General features: G+C 38.9%; 13 protein-coding genes. 7 read left to right on the forward strand and 6 right to left on the reverse strand.

Going from position 1 to position 17,029, the window contains the following annotated elements; all coding sequences use genetic code 11:
- Positions 1 to 4 precede the first annotated feature (4 nt).
- The 3 genes from CWD91_RS01805 to CWD91_RS01815 are packed head-to-tail and all read right to left on the reverse strand — an operon-like array spanning position 5 to position 6,622.
- Positions 5 to 1,942, reverse strand: a complete 1,938-nt coding sequence (locus CWD91_RS01805; RefSeq protein WP_103439231.1) for a restriction endonuclease subunit S — start codon at positions 1,940 to 1,942, stop codon at positions 5 to 7.
- Positions 1,935 to 3,557, reverse strand: coding sequence for an HsdM family class I SAM-dependent methyltransferase (locus tag CWD91_RS01810; RefSeq protein WP_103439232.1), 1,623 nt, complete (start codon positions 3,555 to 3,557; stop codon positions 1,935 to 1,937). The genes CWD91_RS01805 and CWD91_RS01810 overlap by 8 nt, the downstream gene beginning before the upstream one ends.
- Entirely contained in the window at positions 3,554 to 6,622 is a 3,069-nt protein-coding gene (locus CWD91_RS01815; protein WP_103439233.1) for a type I restriction endonuclease subunit R, read from the reverse strand. The genes CWD91_RS01810 and CWD91_RS01815 overlap by 4 nt, the downstream gene beginning before the upstream one ends.
- 177 nt (positions 6,623 to 6,799) lie before the next feature.
- Between CWD91_RS01815 and CWD91_RS01820 the strand changes: the two genes are divergently transcribed.
- A complete protein-coding gene (locus CWD91_RS01820; protein ID WP_103439234.1) occupies positions 6,800 to 8,278 on the forward strand; it encodes an AlbA family DNA-binding domain-containing protein in 1,479 nt (492 codons plus the stop codon).
- Positions 8,279 to 8,484: 206 nt separating this feature from the next.
- Here the strand turns inward: CWD91_RS01820 and CWD91_RS01825 are convergent, their stop codons facing one another.
- Both CWD91_RS01825 and CWD91_RS22760 read right to left on the reverse strand, forming a co-directional pair.
- On the reverse strand, positions 8,485 to 8,826 hold the full coding sequence (locus tag CWD91_RS01825) for a YegP family protein (protein ID WP_103439235.1): 342 nt from the start codon (positions 8,824 to 8,826) through the stop codon (positions 8,485 to 8,487).
- 66 nt (positions 8,827 to 8,892) lie between these two features.
- Positions 8,893 to 9,069 carry a hypothetical protein gene (locus CWD91_RS22760; protein ID WP_192877620.1) on the reverse strand — a complete coding sequence of 59 codons (177 nt, stop codon included), beginning with the start codon at positions 9,067 to 9,069 and terminating at the stop codon, positions 8,893 to 8,895.
- Between the two features lie 166 nt (positions 9,070 to 9,235).
- Here CWD91_RS22760 and CWD91_RS01830 point away from each other — a divergent pair, with 166 nt between their 5' ends.
- The 6 genes from CWD91_RS01830 (at position 9,236) to CWD91_RS01855 (ending at position 15,573) form a co-directional block, all read left to right on the forward strand.
- A complete protein-coding gene (locus CWD91_RS01830; RefSeq protein ID WP_103439236.1) occupies positions 9,236 to 9,904 on the forward strand; it encodes a sigma-70 family RNA polymerase sigma factor in 669 nt (222 codons plus the stop codon).
- Entirely contained in the window at positions 9,901 to 10,203 is a 303-nt protein-coding gene (locus CWD91_RS01835; protein ID WP_103439237.1) for a hypothetical protein, read from the forward strand. Before CWD91_RS01830 ends, CWD91_RS01835 begins: the two co-directional genes overlap by 4 nt.
- Complete coding sequence (locus tag CWD91_RS01840) at positions 10,190 to 11,005, forward strand: ImmA/IrrE family metallo-endopeptidase (protein WP_103439238.1); 816 nt, start codon at positions 10,190 to 10,192, stop codon at positions 11,003 to 11,005. Before CWD91_RS01835 ends, CWD91_RS01840 begins: the two co-directional genes overlap by 14 nt.
- Before the next feature lie 452 nt (positions 11,006 to 11,457).
- The gene (locus CWD91_RS01845) at positions 11,458 to 11,844 is read left to right on the forward strand and encodes a plasmid mobilization protein (RefSeq protein ID WP_157943696.1); all 387 of its coding nucleotides are present in this window, start codon (positions 11,458 to 11,460) and stop codon (positions 11,842 to 11,844) included.
- Complete coding sequence (locus tag CWD91_RS01850; protein WP_103439240.1) at positions 11,841 to 14,141, forward strand: relaxase/mobilization nuclease domain-containing protein; 2,301 nt, start codon at positions 11,841 to 11,843, stop codon at positions 14,139 to 14,141. The genes CWD91_RS01845 and CWD91_RS01850 overlap by 4 nt, the downstream gene beginning before the upstream one ends.
- Positions 14,142 to 14,442: 301 nt before the next feature.
- On the forward strand, positions 14,443 to 15,573 hold the full coding sequence (locus tag CWD91_RS01855) for a Fic family protein (RefSeq protein WP_103439241.1): 1,131 nt from the start codon (positions 14,443 to 14,445) through the stop codon (positions 15,571 to 15,573).
- 66 nt (positions 15,574 to 15,639) lie between these two features.
- Here CWD91_RS01855 and CWD91_RS01860 read toward each other — a convergent pair whose 3' ends face one another.
- On the reverse strand, positions 15,640 to 16,896 hold the full coding sequence (locus CWD91_RS01860; protein WP_192877621.1) for a tyrosine-type recombinase/integrase: 1,257 nt from the start codon (positions 16,894 to 16,896) through the stop codon (positions 15,640 to 15,642).
- Between the last annotated feature and the right edge of the window lie 133 nt (positions 16,897 to 17,029).

The following is a 17,029-nucleotide window of genomic DNA, read 5'->3' on the forward strand; positions in this document are numbered from 1 at the left end:
TAATTTAATTCTTGATATATGGTTTAACAAACCCAATCATATGCAACGTCTCATTCTCCGAAAATTTTTCAGCCTTAGTCTTGTTATATTCTTCCTCCATTTTCCACATTGCCATTTTATCACGGATGGCTTGTAAATTATCAGTTTCTATAACTTTCATACATTCAAGAACTGTGTTTAGCAATTCTATGCGATCCATATCCCTATTGATAAGGGGTTTTTCGTAGAGGTCGAGCATTTGATTTACCTGAGTAACAAAATCTTTATTTTCAGGTGCTCCCATCCAAGTCATAATTTCTTTTGTGGCGTTGGGTCTTACTTTTAGTACTTCTGCGCCATGGTCTAAGCGATGAAAATAGATGAATTTTTGGGTATCTATTGTTTTGGCAATGGCTTTGGAGAACATGCCCCAGCCTTTTTCTTTAAAGGCCAATTCCTTGAATTTTGGCATGGTATTCAGCAATTCGATATTGCTGAACATTTTGTGGGTGTATTTTTTACCGTAGGTAAAACCAAAACGCCGTTGGGTCAATACTTGTATAGCGGCTACTTCATAATCCCAATTAAGAGTTTCGAATAGGGTATCAATCGCCGTTTGTTCTTTTTCATAAACGATTTCAGGCTCCGCCGCAACCCTTAACTGCTCTTCTTCATTTTTATAAGTAGTACCCACCGTAACCTGCCCATTCATCAACATGGGCAATAGCCAATCTCTTAGTTTGGATAGTTCTTTGTTTTCCTTTTCAGCAATTTTTATTCTTTCTGATAGTGGATTGATTTTTGAGATGAATAATTCAAGTACTTTCTTGTCTGGGATTACCGTTTTTACATTTGAAAAAACTTCTTTTGATATTTCTTTAAATGTTGAGCCAACACCTATTTTTTGAAGATGTGGAACATTAAACTTTACCGTATAGTAAACGTATTCCACACCAAACCTGTCAAATGGCACAATGGACTTGAACCCTTGATTTGTGCATACTTCATTAAGAGATACGCCTATGTATCCAATAGGAGCACGAGTTGTAAGTAAAATTGAATTTTCAGGCATCAGCTTAGCTGAACTATTATTAAGTCCCAATTCCGTTATATCCGTTGCACCTTTGTCGATGTATTTGTTTTTACTAATTGATAAATCTTTTGGGCTAATCCAAGCGATTCCATCTTCGGTAAAGTAATCTCTATTTTTTGTTGATGGAGTTCCTCCAGTCACTATTTCTCCTAAATCTCCAAAAAAACCATCTTCCCAACCCACCGGAATCTCCCTTTTCAACTCGGCATTAAATTCCATCTTCCCACCAGACGATTTATAAGGCTTGCCATTTTCTCTGGGCTTGCCTTGAGCGAAGTCGAAGGGAAAATCAAACTGCACAAACCAATAGTCATAAATCAACTTGGCCATCGCCTCTAGCTCTGTATTGATTTTGTTATTGAGTTCTATTTTGGTGTCTAAGTCGGAAAGAACCCTAACAATTCTATCCTGATTTTTTTTCGAGGGGAATTTAAATTTTAGATTGCCAATATCATATGGGGAAATAGAGGGATATGCAGATACGCCACTAGTGCCTAAGATTTGTAAATACTCTGTTATGCTGTTTTGAGTTAAGAGATAGTACAAATATTTGGGACTGATACTTTTGTCAAAAACATCGATAGTTGTAAAACCTGTCGATACTACTAAGCCGTCAATTTCCTTTTCAATGTAACCGTAATGCTCTTGATTAGGTCGAACGGTAGAATATAAAATAGTATCTCTTTTAGTCTTTCTTTGCGCTCTACTGGGTATTTTATCTTTAGCAGTATCTAAGATTTGGAAAGAATCGATTTTATTTTTAGTCAGATTACCTGTATCTAGATATTTAATGAACCTTGGAAAACTACCTTTCTTATAGGTTTCCTTATTCAAAAATGCAATGTCAGACACCCTCAAAACTTTATTCATATCTGAATGTCTTCAAATTTTCCTTGATTTGCCTTTCCAAATGCCCACTTTTTTCAAATAGCATATCGAGCTTATAAGAAAAACTGTTCATTTTCTCCTTAAACTCCTCTTTAGAAACATCAACATACTCGATCTTAACCTCAAAATACTGCCCTGCACTCAGCGATAGATTTTTTGCCTTAATATCATCATAACCGACCACCACCGAAAAATCATCAACTGCTTCTTTGGCATTAAACGTATTGATTATCAAATCTTCCTCTTCTTCCGATAAGACAGTTTTTTGGTTTTTACCTTCCTTGACCTTAGTACCCAGGTTAGAGGCATCGATCAAGACAACATCCTCTTTATTTTCCTTGTCCAAAAACAAAATGGAGACATTGGTGCCGGTAGTAGCGAAAATATTGCTGGGCATACTGACCACACCGGCCAACATTTTTTCCTTGACCAGTTTTTGGCGTATTTTTTTGTCGATACCGCTCTGGGCGGTAATAAAACCCGTGGGTACTACAATGGCCGCCTTGCCTTTATCTTTTAGCGAATACATGATGTGCTGAATAAACAACAAGTAAATCGCCATAGCTTCTTTTTTCTTGGCCGGTATGTTGGGAATGCCCGCAAAAAAGCGTTCGTGGTTTTCCTTGGTATCCAAATCTTCGCTGTAATCGGAAAAATCGAGTTTAAACGGCGGGTTGGAGACGATGTAATCAAACTTTTCCAACCGGCCTAAATCGTCTTTATGATAGGGTTCTAAAATGGTATTGCCCTTGACGATATTGGGAATGGAGTGTACCAAATCGTTTAGTATCAAATTCAGGCGTAAAAGTCCCGATGATTTTTGTGAAATATCTTGGGAGTAAATGGTACAGTTTTGCTCCCCAATTTGGTGGGCGAGATTCATGAGCAGGGTGCCGCTGCCCGCCGACGGATCATAGCAGGTGGCATCTTCTACCTCTCCTTGGACTAAACAGCGCGCCATAATTTTTGATACGGCATGGGGCGTAAAGTATTCCGCATATTTTCCGCCGCTATTGGTGTTGTAATCTTTGATCAGGTATTCGAAAATCGTCGCATAAAAATCGAACTTCTCCTCAAAAATATGCTCAAAACTAAAATTGATGAGTTTGTTGATGATTGCCTTGCAGAATTCGTCGCGTTTGTCGGTCACATATTTGCTGATGTTTTCGAACAGCACTATTTTTTCGCCACCTTCGGTAATTACGGAGAAAATATTACTGTTTTCTTTGGCAATGTCCAATAGGGTATTATCAAAGGTTTCGGCGAACTTGGGCTTGTCTTGCCCTCTGAACAGATGAGGAATAAAGTGTTCCGGCCGCATCCGTGCCGTACTTTCCGGCAATAGTGCCATGAGCATTTCGTAGTCCTCATCTGATTTTGCCCTTAAGGTAGCTTCCCAATCATCGGCCTTCGCCACTTCTTTATCTTTCTTTTTTGCCTCGTATACGAACTTGTCGTTCAAAAACTTGTACAGGAAAACCTGTGTAATGATCTTAAACTCATTACCATCGTTTCCCAAGCCATAATTGGCGCATACACTTTTAAGGTCGTCGATGAGTTTTTTCGTTTTTGTTTCAAATGTTACTACTGCCGTCATGCTACCCTACCATTATATTCGTTCATATATTCACGTACGATCATTGCGTTGATTCGTTTTGCGTTGGCCATATCCAACGGAATGTGGTGTTCATTTTTTAATTGTTCCAATACCAACCGCATGGTCATACGCTCTACAAAGCTTTCGTTATCCAATATTTTTGAGTTTTTGACAATCTGGTTGTCCACTTCGCCCTTTAATGCGTTCAAGGCCTCGAAGAGCTTCAATTCGCTATCCGTTAGCGGGTCTTTCTCCATAAGGCGTTTGTGCAGGCGGGCGTATTTTTCGTCATTTTGGTATTTGGCGCGCAATAGTTGGTTTTTGCGTTCCAGCTCACGTGCTCTATCGTATATTTTCTGGAGTTCCTTGATGTTGTTTTCCATTTCAGCTTTGGTCACTTCGCTCAGGTTTTTCTTTTTGAAGAGACGTTCTAATTCTTCCTTCAGGGAAATGAAAAATGGATCTTTTTGGTCGAAATTGCCGCCTAATGCTTCCCTTGTTCGTTGTAGGATGTTTTTCAATTCATCCGCCAATACCATTTCCTCCTCCTTGACTTTAACAAAGGCAAATAGAACATCCTCCAAAGCCACATTCAAAAGATTTGTAGTATCGACGTTACTTTCCAAGGCCTCTTTGGTATTTATCAGGGCCAAATGGTTATTGGCTTCACGGGAAAGCACGGTCAACAGCTTAAAATCCAGTTTTTCCAATAACTCGTAGTTACCTGAAAGTCGAATCAAGTTATACAGACTTTTGGCGTTGTTCAAAGCTCTGGTAATCTTTAACATTACCCCACGGTCTTTAATCTGCGTAATCTGCTGCGAAAAAACTTCGGCATTCTTCGTATCGAAATGAAAAAGCACCTCTTTAATTTCATTAATTTCAGTGGCAATCTCTTCTTCGGATTTGAAGATATTAGTGTAGTGTTCCAACTCATCGCCCAATTCGGACTGTAGTTCATTGAAGTAATCCCGATTAGTCTTATCGAATTCCTTTTGTATGTCGGCAAAATCGACTACATAGCCGTACTTGAAATCCTTATAGGTTCTATTGACACGTGTCAGTGTCTGCAGTAAGTTATGCGCTTTGATTACCCGCCCTATATACAATTTTTTAAGTCGTTTGGCATCAAAACCAGTCAACAGCATGTTGAACACAAAGAGCAGATCTATTTTGCCTTCTTTAAAATCATCCACAAAATCCTTTCGGTCTTGTTTGGTTCCTATATCGTGTAGAATGACCGCTGCGGAGGTAACCTTGCTCCCTTTTTTCTTGTTTTCTCCATAGCTGCTATTCGGCTCTGCCACCATCAATAACGGAGTGCTTTCGCTTTGAGCATATTTGTATTGAAATATTTCGTACATCTTTTTGGCCTGGTCCGCCGAATCGCAGACCACCATACCCCCAATGGTATTGTCGCCCATGGCTACCCTTGCCTTTTCAAAATCAGAAACGATATAGTCGAGCATCGGTTCTACGAATTTATGGTGGGCATATACCGTCTTTTTATCCGCATTCCCTTTCAGGATTTCGATTTCTTCCAAGGCTTGCTGTAAAGTGAGTTTGTAACTCGTTTCGATTTCCTCTCGAATCAATCTCAGCGTATAGCCGTCGGCAATGGAAGCGTTATAATAATATTTGTGGATGTAACCGCCAAATAGGGATTTCGAATTATAGTCGGACCCCAATAGTGGCGTTCCGGTCAATCCGATTTTTACCGAATTGGGATCTGCTTGTTGTAAATTGGCCAAAAAACTTCCCTTGGGATTGTAACTTCTATGTACTTCATCCAAAAAGAAAACCCGCTGAATGTTCAGTTTATAGTCGGTATTTTTAACCACATCGTGGTCGTCCTTAAATTTTTGGATGTTGACCACCGTGATCTCGGCCTTACCGGAATTGTTATGGATAACGCTGGTGGATTTGATATCCCTTGAAAATTCCTCCCGTGAGTTTATGTTATGTACGACCAAACCTCGGCTCTTAAACTCTCGACCCGCCTGAATCAACAGATCGAGCCTATCGACAATGAAATAAAACTTGGGAACAACCCCTTTTTTCAGGTAATAATGGGTCAAGTATTTGACATTGTAAAAAGTCAAGGCCGTTTTTCCGCTTCCTTGGGTATGCCAAATAATCCCTCTATTTATACCATTATCAAGTTTCTGTTCGATAGCCTTTGTAGCAAAGAGCTGCGGATACCGCATGAGGTGTTTTTGCAGACCGTTTTTTTCCTTGACGTAGGCAAATGCATATTGCAAGATGAACTTCAACCTCTCTGGTTGGAACAGAGAAGTGAGAATTTTGTTTGTTGGCGTATCGGGTTTTTTGTTGGTAATGAATTCTTCGGAATTTCTTATACCTACTAAATTGTTGTCCTTCAAAACAGCCAATTCGGTTGCTTCGGAAATGTTTGATAGTAGTTTTTCCAATTCAAAGTTTTCTTCCTCCCGAAAATAATTGAATACTGGTTTTTCATAGGAAGAAGTCGCATAGAAAGCTCCCTCTATAGGCATCGGGGAACTGTCATCATATTCCATATTGTTTGAAAACACCATCATTTGGGTAATGTTCACAAACTTTCTGAATTTGGTATTCTGAAATCGGGTTTGAATACGTTTATGTTCCGCAACAATTCCATCTCGATTATTCGGTTTTTTCACCTCGATAAAGACCAGCGGCATGCCATTGATCAATAGAATAACATCCGGTCGAAACTCTTCATCATCTTTTTTATAGGTAAGTTCGGTAACGACATGCAGGTCGTTGTTGTTGAAATTTTCAAAATCGATTAGTTTGATACCCGACTGTTCTGTAAGTTTTTCGTAGAAAGCCTTGCCCAAATCCTCGTTTTCAAGACAAAGCGAAACTTCTGTATAAAATCTAGAAACGGTATCCGGATCTAATTCAGGATTCAACCGCTGAACACTTTTCTCAAAAATATCGGTAAAGATGTTCGTTGATACGTCCCACTGATTATTCGCCAAGGATAGGTAATTGTATCCCAATCGAATAAGATGCAATATGGAAGGTATTTTTACCCTTGAGTCTTCGTTGAAAATCATTAATGGATGGTAGTGCTGTTCAGCGGCCTAAAATAGGGCATTTTTTCTGATTACGGGAAAAATTAATAAGAAACTCTTGGTTATAAATCTTACTTTATGATTGGGTTTAGGCTTAACGAATATAGGCTCAACAATAAATTATACCTAGTTTTGTGATACAACACATCCTCATTAAAAGTGCTTATAGAAAGGGTAAAACATATCATAGGGAAGGGCGAGGGAATAAGATCCGAGTTCAAGGAGTCACGTTCAAAACTGCCTAAAAACCTCTTCGAGTCCATTTGTGCCATGCTCAATAGAGACGGTGGGGATATTATTTTGGGAGTAGATGATAGAGGTATTATCACTGGTGTAGATAAAAATATAGTTTACGAACTCACAAGCAATCTAATTACGCTCTCCAATAACCCTAATAAGTTAGACCCTCCTTTTATTCTTTTTCCTCAGATATATGAAATTGGGGATGAAACAGTAATTCATTTACAAGTACCAGCAAGTTCTCAAATGCACAAAAGCGCAGGTCATATTTATGACAGAAGTAGCGATGGGGACTTTAAGGTAGGCGAACCGCAACTTATCGCCGATATCTACAATAGAAAAAGAAACCATTATTCCGAGGGAACCATTTATCCTATGGTGCAGCTATCCGATTTCAATACAGATCTGTTCCGAACAGCTAGGAATTTGATTCGGGGCAATAACCAAAACCATCCGTGGTTGTCGCTCTCCGACGAACAATTATTACAGAAAGCAGGGCTTTGGAAGAAAGATTATGCCTCTGGGCAAGTGGGGTACACTTTGGCGGCCGTATTGTTGTTTGGGAAAGACGAAACAATTCAGCAAATTTTACCACACTATAAAATCGATGCCTTAGTGCGGAAGTATAATGTTGAGCGTTTTGACGATAGGTTGTACTGTACAACCAATCTTATAGATGCCTATGACCAGTTAATGGATTTTGTTGCCAAACATCTTTCGGATCCTTTCTTTTTAGATGGAACACAACGAAGAAGTCTACGGGGTATCATTTTCCGGGAAATCATTGTAAATATGATCGTACATAGGGAATACAGCAATGCCCAGCCTGCCACCTTTATTATTTATAGGGACAGGGTCGAGACTGAAAATGCGAACAACCCACATGGGGAAGGCCTATTATCACCGACAAATTTTTCTCCCTTTCCAAAAAACCCGTCAATCGCCAAGTTCTTTATGCAATTGGGCAGGTTTGATGAATTGGGTTCGGGTATCCTGAATGTAAACAAATATATTAAAGCTTATTCTGGTAAAGACAATCCCCAATTTATTGAAGGAGCTACTTTTAAGACTATCATTCCTACCGGTGGAGTAGATGATGGAGGAACTAGTGGAGTTAATGAGGGAGCAATTGAGGGAGCAATTGAGGGAGCAATTGAGGGAGTAACTGACGGAGTAAAAGAAAGACTTGTTCTACTTCTAACCGCTATAGCCGATGATGAAGGTAAAAGAGTTCCTGAATATAGAGAAAAGACAAAACTTGCCGAAAGTTCAATAGAAAGATACATTGCTCAGCTGCGTACTGCTGGTCTAATTGAATTTAAAGGGGATGCGCCTCAGACCGGGGGGTATTTTTTAAAAGATACTGTTAGACAATTGATAGATAACGTGAAATCGTAGTATTGGATAAATTGCAGGATAAAGTGTGGGCTTGAATTTTTATTACTAGGATTTTTATTTTTTGATATTCAACCGTAACCTATAGGAATGACTTGTAAAATCTGGGGTATACATACTTTGAATGGTGGTGATGCCGTTTGAAATAGTCACTTTTATTTCAACTTTTTCTAAAAAATAAAAAAGGAGAGCGTTAACTCTCCTCCATTCTAGGATAAATCTTCAATAGGTGCTGTTGGCGCCGTACTTTTGACAGCCCCAATGCCATTTTCTCGGGCCGCAGTCGTAGTATACGTTTCACTTACTCCAATAGGTTCTCCATTAGAAGCTTTCAAAACAAAGTAATATTGGCCATTAACAGCGGTTTTTCGCTCATAACGCTCATCGTGTGGCGAGTTCCGCTTGACGGAGTCAATGCCGTTTAAACAACTTTGTTTTGTTGTATATCCTTCTCCGTGAAGGATAATCTCGCCATTTCTCGCTCTTAATCGATAGCGATACTCTGTACCAGATCTATATATCTGGAATTTTGGGTTTGTTACTGTACTCATGATTTGAGGTTTAGTATTAATAAAAAACAGTTTTCGAATCTTTTAAAGTCTTTTTCAGGACCTGAATTATTTTTCTTTCGTCACTCCTCTAAATGGTTTGTTACTTGATGTTTTTACATCCATGAAACGTCCCGTGTCACCATCTCTTTTGACCCACTGATTCGTTTTCGGATTTTTTACTTGAGAACGGTTCTTAACTGCTCCATGTCTTCTATTATCTCCTGATTTTCCATTAGTTGCCATAATTATCGGGTTTTAAATCGTTTACAATTTCATATATAAAAAACCGTGACCGAAATACACTTGTCACGGTTTTTTATATATCTTATTAAAAACAAGTATTAACCTATCAAGTTTAACGACATGAAAATTATGAAAACAACCAAAATCGAGACCCAACCACTTAAACATGAACACTTTGAAAAAAGAAGAACTTGAAGAGATATTATTAAAATTCTCTTACCAGGAAGAAAATGAGCAAGAAGCTCAAAAAGCATTTACTATTTTTTACCGTGAGTATTCGAAGTATCTCTACAAGGTCATTTATGAAGCCAAAAAATCGGCTACATATTTTTATAATGACCTCATTGATATTGTGGTACAAAACACTTTTTTAAAAATCTACGAAAAACCATTGGACTTTATCATCGAGGAAGATGAAACTGATATTGAAGTAGATAAAAAACTGAAAGGTTATTTATCTGTAGTGGCAAAAAATGAATTAAAAGGTCTTTTAAACAAGAAATACTGCGCACAAGAACATCATTTAATCATCGACGATGATGAATCCTTTTTCGACCCACCAGACATTAAAATAAGTGAGATGGAAGAATTAAGCCATAATCAAAAGGTTCTTCAGGAAGTCTTGCTGACGTTTTCCGAAAGAGACCGTTTAATCCTTTTATCCCTATATGATTGCCATGAAGAAGGTAAAAAAACACCAAAGAATACCATGGCATGGCTCATCAAAACCCATAGAACAAGCGACGTGAATATTAGAAAAATCAAGTCCAGATGTGAAAAGAAAATCAGGGAATACTTTGAGAAGAACACCACACTTAAACCCATAAAGAGGTGACACAAATTGACAACATATTAAAATTGCTGGAATCTTTGGGATATTTATTTCCAACTACTCCAGAAACAGTAACAGAATTCGAGAAGCGATATATGAAAGAGATTGCGCAAATAAAACCTAAGCATTGGGATAATCCTTTAGAGATATTGAAGAAAGGTAGAACGGAAAACATAAGGACTATTCGGAAAGTTGAAAACCCTAGCTATGAAGGTTTAGCGCAAGCTGCAAGACATGGTAAAGCTATTTCTGCCGAGATGAAAAAGAAGATGCTAGAAGATCGTAAAAATGTTAAAAACTAAAGAGAAATATTTATCAGGCTATAGAAAAAAGGAAATCTCTGAACTTGCCGAATTTATTGCTGAAACTTATTGCCCAAAAAATCTCGTAAACCCAGAGTTAATTGCCGAAAAGAGAGGAATTTCTTTTAGTCAAAATGATTATGGCGATTATTTTGATGGTTTAATCGAACACCTTAATGATAGATTCCATATTTATATCAATACATGGAGATTAGGACATTCATACACCACAAGAGCTAGATATACCTTTGGCCATGAACTTGGGCATTATTTTCTGGATGGGCATCGAAATGCTCTTGCTTCTGGCGAAGCTCCATCTCACTCTTCATTTACTAATTTCAAATCAGAAATTTATACTGAATGGGAAGCTGATTATTTCTCCGCGTGTCTTCTAATGCCTGAAAATCGTTTCAAAAAAGACTGTGTTCGTCGAAAATTTAGCTTTGACTTCCTCGATGAGCTATCAAAAAAATATCAAACAAGTTTAACTTCCACTGCAATTAGGTTTGCCGATATCGGCAATCATCCTTTGATGATTGTCTATTGCGAAAATAATCGAATCAAATGGTACTGGTATAGCGAGGATTTCCCATATATTCAATTACTACATGGGAGATTAAAAATTCCCAATGATACTGCTATGGGTGAATATTTCAATGATGGGAGAAAGCACGAAAGAACACAAGAAGTATGGGCTATTGATTGGTTTAATTATGTTCCCAATTATAGAACCAATCAAAAATTCAAAGAACATTGCATTCCTTTTAAAAATAAGGCTTTGAGCATTATTTGGAAAGATTGAAACTTTAATTAAGTATCTGCCAACGATATTCTTGCCTTTCCTGCGGAAGTCGCACAACCCTTCCACTACAATCCTCCCCAACCGGACACCCTTCGCCAGTCCCGCTTGTGAAGTCTTTCCGTTCCAGTTTTGCACTACACCCTTGGAGCCGTGCAAAAGAACAAGCGGCAAAAAAGCCGCTCGATCTTTCTTCACCCTACCCACAAAAAAAAAGGATTTTTCCATGATTCCTTAATTTTTTCAATACCATATTGGACCAGATAAATTTTCTTTCTTTACCCATTTGAACTCAAATGATTCCATATGATTTATAAGGTTAAATTATTGATTATTAGTCTTTTATATTTCAAATTCATCGACTATATTTATCCTTGGAAAGGATAGCAAGTTGTATTCTAAGTAACTTAGAATTGTCTACTTCTGACGAAGTGTTTGCCTAAAGATCAAAGGAAATGGAACAACGGAAAAGAGGCCGGAAACGATTGGGAAACAGGAAGCGGTACCATAATGTAATGCTCCGGTTCAACGATACCGAATATGATAAATTGAGGCGGATCTGCGAATCTTATCACTTGGATATTTCCGAAAGGGGCGTGATAAGTCCCTTTCTGAGAAGGCTGGTATTGGACCGGGAATCGGAGGAAAAGGAAAAGCTCCCGAACACCTTTGACCTTGCCCACCATATCAACAGGATAGGCAGCAACATCAACCAACTGGTGAAACTGGCACACTTCAAGAACCAGAGAAGTCCCAACAGTGGTTTGATGGACGAGGTACGAAGGACCAATGAACTGCTTGGCGCACTTATTGAAATTACATTACAAGAACAATTGGGATGATAGGAAGGATAGGATATGGGGAAAGCTGTCAGGGAATGCTGAAGTATGTCTTCGGCAAGGAGGGCATGTGCATACTCGGCTATGGGAACATGTACTCCCAGGACATATCGCAAAAATTCTTCGGGAGGGTACTCCACTTTCAGGGGCAGCGCAATGCCACCAAGAACCGCTATGTCCATATTACCCTAAATCTTCCCCTGGGGGAACACCTGGATGACAAAACCTTCCAAGCAGTATCAAGGGAATACATGGCGCAAATGGGCTATGGCGGACAGCCCTATGCAATGGTAAGGCACACCGATACCGGGCACGAGCATGTCCATATCATTACGACCAATGTGGACGATGATGGAAAGGTCCTCGGGATCTTCAACAGCTACAGAAGGAACGTGGCCACCCAAAGGTACCTTGAAAAAAAGTTCGGACTATCGCCCTCGCCACGTACAAAACAACAAAGGGAGCTCCCGATCCTCAGGTCGCCAGAACTACCGTTCGGCACGGACCCTGCCCAAGGGACGAAGTTCTATTTACAGGATGTGCTCAATGGCATCCTGCAAAAACACAAAGTGCGGAGTTTTGGGGAACTGGCCAAACTGGTAAAGCCCTATCACATACAGGTAAGGCAAACAAAAAACATATCGGGAAGGCTAGGGGTGGCCTATGGCCTGGACAATCAAAAGGGCTATAGGACCAGGTTCATCAACGGCTCCACCGTACACCGAAGCTTGAGCGGCCCGAAACTGCAAAAGGTATTCGAGGCCAATTCAAAATCGAAACTGCTTCCGATGCACCGCAAGCGTTTGCTGAAACAAATAGAAACTACCTATGGACTTTTCAAAACAATACAGCCTAACGAACTGGCAGAAGTGCTCAAAGAATATCAGGACATCGATATCAAACTGGACAGAAAAGGGGATGCCGTCAAGGGATATACCATCCATGACAGATCGGGTTATGTGTTCAGGGAAAGGGAGCTGGGACAAAATATCCGAATAGAGAATCAAGCGGATATTTTTGGAAACGACGACGAACCCACGGAAATCGATACCAATAGCAGGCAATTCGGCATAGAGATCCAAAAACTGATAAAGGAGGCATTCCGAACATCCCATCTTAAATCTCCGAAACGGGAGGGACTATTCTCGGAAGATATCATGACCAAAAACCTAATGGACATCCTTCCGTTTATTATAGACTCAAAAAGCTACATTTTCCTTGAACGGTATATACCAGGGAATCAAAAAAAAATAATACTGGAAATACTTAAACGAGAATTCACAACGGTCAGGGATAGATTGTTCCAATTGGAGACCAAGAAGGAAATGGAAACCTTGAAAGGTAAGTTCAACCTTATCGGCAAGGTCTTGGAAAAGGGCATATTCGATGTCGGGATGGAAAAGGGAAGCGTCCGGCTATTGTTCCAGGCTTTGGGGGTAAAGTATCACGACAACCAGTTGTCCTTTGCCAATTCGAACAGGCATACGGTCCCAGTCCGTTTGGGAAATTTACCTTTCTCTAAGGCCATGGAGGAATATGTATCCACAGGATTCGTAAGTCAGAATCATTCGGTGCTGGAACTATTGGCCGAAAAGAATTCGGAGAACGGCCCGAAGCTGGCGGCATCCGCTTTTTTCCTGCCCATGATCTTTCCAAAGCTTTATGAAAAAATGGATCCTGTATACCAAAAGCAATATGAAAGTGTCGCCTTGGGTTCCTATGTGAAATACGCCGAACGGATGCACGCCCCATATGAAAAATCCCCAAGGGATTACATTGCATTTTTCAATGCCAAAGGGTTCTATTTTACCAGAACGGAAAAAGGATTCGAGGTCAAATCCATTTATACGGACAAAGGAACAGGTTGCACGCTGTCTAAAAGGACGGGCCTTTATTTGAATTCCATTCCCGATCTGTCTAAAACATTAAATGAACAACAGTCGATCATCAACGGACTTGTTAAAGACGGCAGGGACCATCTGAAGAACCTATGGGCGGGCCATTTAATAGAAAGGGAGATGTACCATAGGGTTGCTTTTATGTTAACGGAGGAAAAGGTTTATCCGAATCTATATCCAGAGATGGTGCACCACCACATGGACAACGGGCTTCGTAGAATTGTGGGCGAAGCGATCAAAAGACAATCAAATATCCAACAGAACCGCTTATTGCGGAAAGGCGTCTATGCCATAAGTTCGTTGTTGGGCAATAGGGGCAAAGGGCAAGAAGAGGTCTATAACGGGTTCAAGGATGAATTCACGGATTATTCAATGTACAAGGGCAGGGGGATCTCGTTGTAGACTTCAAAAAATTCGTTTCGTTATTGGAATTAACACTCTATGGTCCTTTTGTTTGTGATTAGGGGAAAGTGGATAAAGTGGACAAAACACTTTGGATTTCCCATTGGGCTGTATCTATCTAAACGTTAATGATATTCAATAGAAGGAGATATGACATTAAGTTATGGGTCGATGTGTCTCCAAAAGCTTAAACAAGAAGCTAGTTATTTAAGTTTTTATACAAAAACCTTAAATAAGAATATTGGTATTTAAGAAAAATTGTAATTTTGTTAATTAAGGATGATTTAAGTAAAGGAAAAAAATGAAGGAATTTAAAGCAGGGAAATCGATCAATCAAGGATATTATAAAAGTTTCCAACCCAACCATATAAATAAAGAATGGAAGGTTGACGATATGGAAGTACTTTCCCTCTTAAGTAAAGCAGACCGACATTTGGGGCGATTGGATATGTACTCGGAGTATGTGAACATCGACTTATTCATAAGCATGCACATTGCTAAAGAAGCAACACAATCTTCAAAGATAGAAGGGACACAAACCAATATGGAAGAAGCCTTTTTGAAAAAAGATGAAATTTCTGTAGAAAAAAGGGATGATTGGGAAGAAGTACAAAATTATATTGCGGCAATGAACGAGGCGGTAAAAATGCTCCACAGATTACCGTTTTCGTCAAGACTTATCAGGCAGACCCATAACATTCTCTCACAAGGTGTAAGGGGACAGAACAAATTGCCGGGAGAATACCGGACCAGCCAAAATTGGATCGGCGGAGCAACCATAAACGATGCTGTTTTTATTCCTCCAGCACATACTTCAATAAACGACCTAATGTCGGACATCGAAAAATTTGCCAATGATGAGTTGAACCACCTTCCGGACCTATTAAAAATTGCTTTAATACATTATCAATTTGAAACTATACATCCTTTTTTAGACGGTAACGGAAGGGTCGGAAGGTTATTAATAACGTTATATCTTGTAAGTAAAGGAATTCTAAAACAGCCTATATTGTACCTATCTGACTTTTTTGAGAAGAACAGAACCTTTTATTACGATAATTTGATGAGGGTAAGGACACATAATGACCTTTCTCAATGGTTTAAGTTTTTCCTTACCGGAGTTGTGGAAACTGCTAAATCAGGTGTAACGACGTTCGATAGCATTATGCAATTACAAAAGGCCTTAGAGGTTAAATTAAAGACATTGGGAAATAGGAGCGTTGATGCTCGAAAAGTTATCGAGAGCCTTTATATAAGGCCCGTCATCGATGTGAATAGGATTGAAAGTATAATTGAAAAATCGAATGTTTCCGCCTATAAACTAATAACATCAATGGTGCAATTGGAAATTCTACATGAAATAACAGGTTCTCAAAGAGATAGGCTATATGTCTTTAAGGATTATATAGATTTGTTTAAGAATAGCCTTTGATGATTGGCAATGTAGGAAAGGAATAACCAACTGGCTTCATTCAAAAAGGAACTATCCGATTATTATTTACGAACTCTGCACTTTTGTAATTTTAGCATTAATTTCATCTAGTATTTTTGCTGTAACGCTTTTGCCGTAGTGTTTTTCAGTTACTTGGACACTCGAATGACCTAATCCAGATGATATTTTTCGAATATCTATACCCATATCAAGGCCAATATTGGTCCATGTGTCTCGAAGAGTGTACGTAGTAATCTTTTTTTCTATTCCCAACAAAGTGGCAATTCTCGCCGCATACTCATTAAAAATTTTTGCTTTTGCTTTGTTTACTTTATGCAAGCGTTCAGGTGAAGTATTTTCAGGTATGATAGGAAATAGGTATTCGTTATCTTTTTGACCGTTTAAATAATGATTTATAATTTTTAATGATTCATCACTTTGCAGTACGCTAAAATAATCCCCTTCATAATGAGTTTTTTTTCGAAAATACTTGATTCGATTATCCTCAAACTGGAAACGTTTTAATATTGCCATATCAAAAAAATTCATTCCCATATTATTGAACATGAACAATAGATAATTTCGATTGTCCCAAATCGGGGTTCTAGGCTCTAATTCCAACATTCTAATTTTATGAATATCTTCCAAATCAAGTGGGGCAGGAGCATTCGCATGGCTCTTCTTTTTGATGTTCGATAATGGCTTATGGCTTCTTAGATCCTCAAAAGTCTTACTTGCATCGTTCATAATAGCTTGTAAACTTCTTAGGAATATTGCCGGCGTATTTTTTGATTTATAGCGGTTACTTAAATAGGCTTTAAAGTCCTTCGCAAAACCATAGTCTATGGCCTTGATTTCCATGTCCAAATCCTTGAATTCATCAAGAGGCACCAATTTGTCTTCTTTGATTTCATAAAGAGTTTTTATTTTAGTGTCCGTCATACCTTTTAAATGTCTCCTAAATTTAATCAGGGACTTTAATGCATCTTCGTAAGAACTGGCGGTGGAAAAGCGTTGTTCCAGGCGCAAGCGAGAAAGATATTTCCCTCCATGGTTTAAGATGGTTCGGGACGGTGAAATTTTAAAAAAGCGTTCTTCAATTTCTGATTTCAAACGATCCATTTCCCATTTCTTGATTTCGCCCTGGTTTTCATGGACCCATAAATCCACATCCGAATAGATTTTATGGGTTCGCTTGGTATGGCGCACGGCATTCAATATACCTGTTATTTTTCCAGTGTTAAAATTGTATTGATTTTCTTTTAAGTGTAAATTGAATGGAATATCTCGTGTTTTTCCGGCGTGCCCTATGCGTAAAACCAACGGGTGTTTATTATCTTTGGTAGTGTGGTCTGCCCGTTTATCAAGGGCTATCTTAATAGTGGCCATAAAAAGTGAGTGTTTTTTTCGGCGTGCTTTCGGCGTGCTTTTTTTGATTTATGATGGTTTAATTTGA

Origin of the sequence: Arenibacter hampyeongensis (assembly GCF_002909255.1) — a bacterium.
Classification (GTDB): domain Bacteria; phylum Bacteroidota; class Bacteroidia; order Flavobacteriales; family Flavobacteriaceae; genus Arenibacter; species Arenibacter hampyeongensis.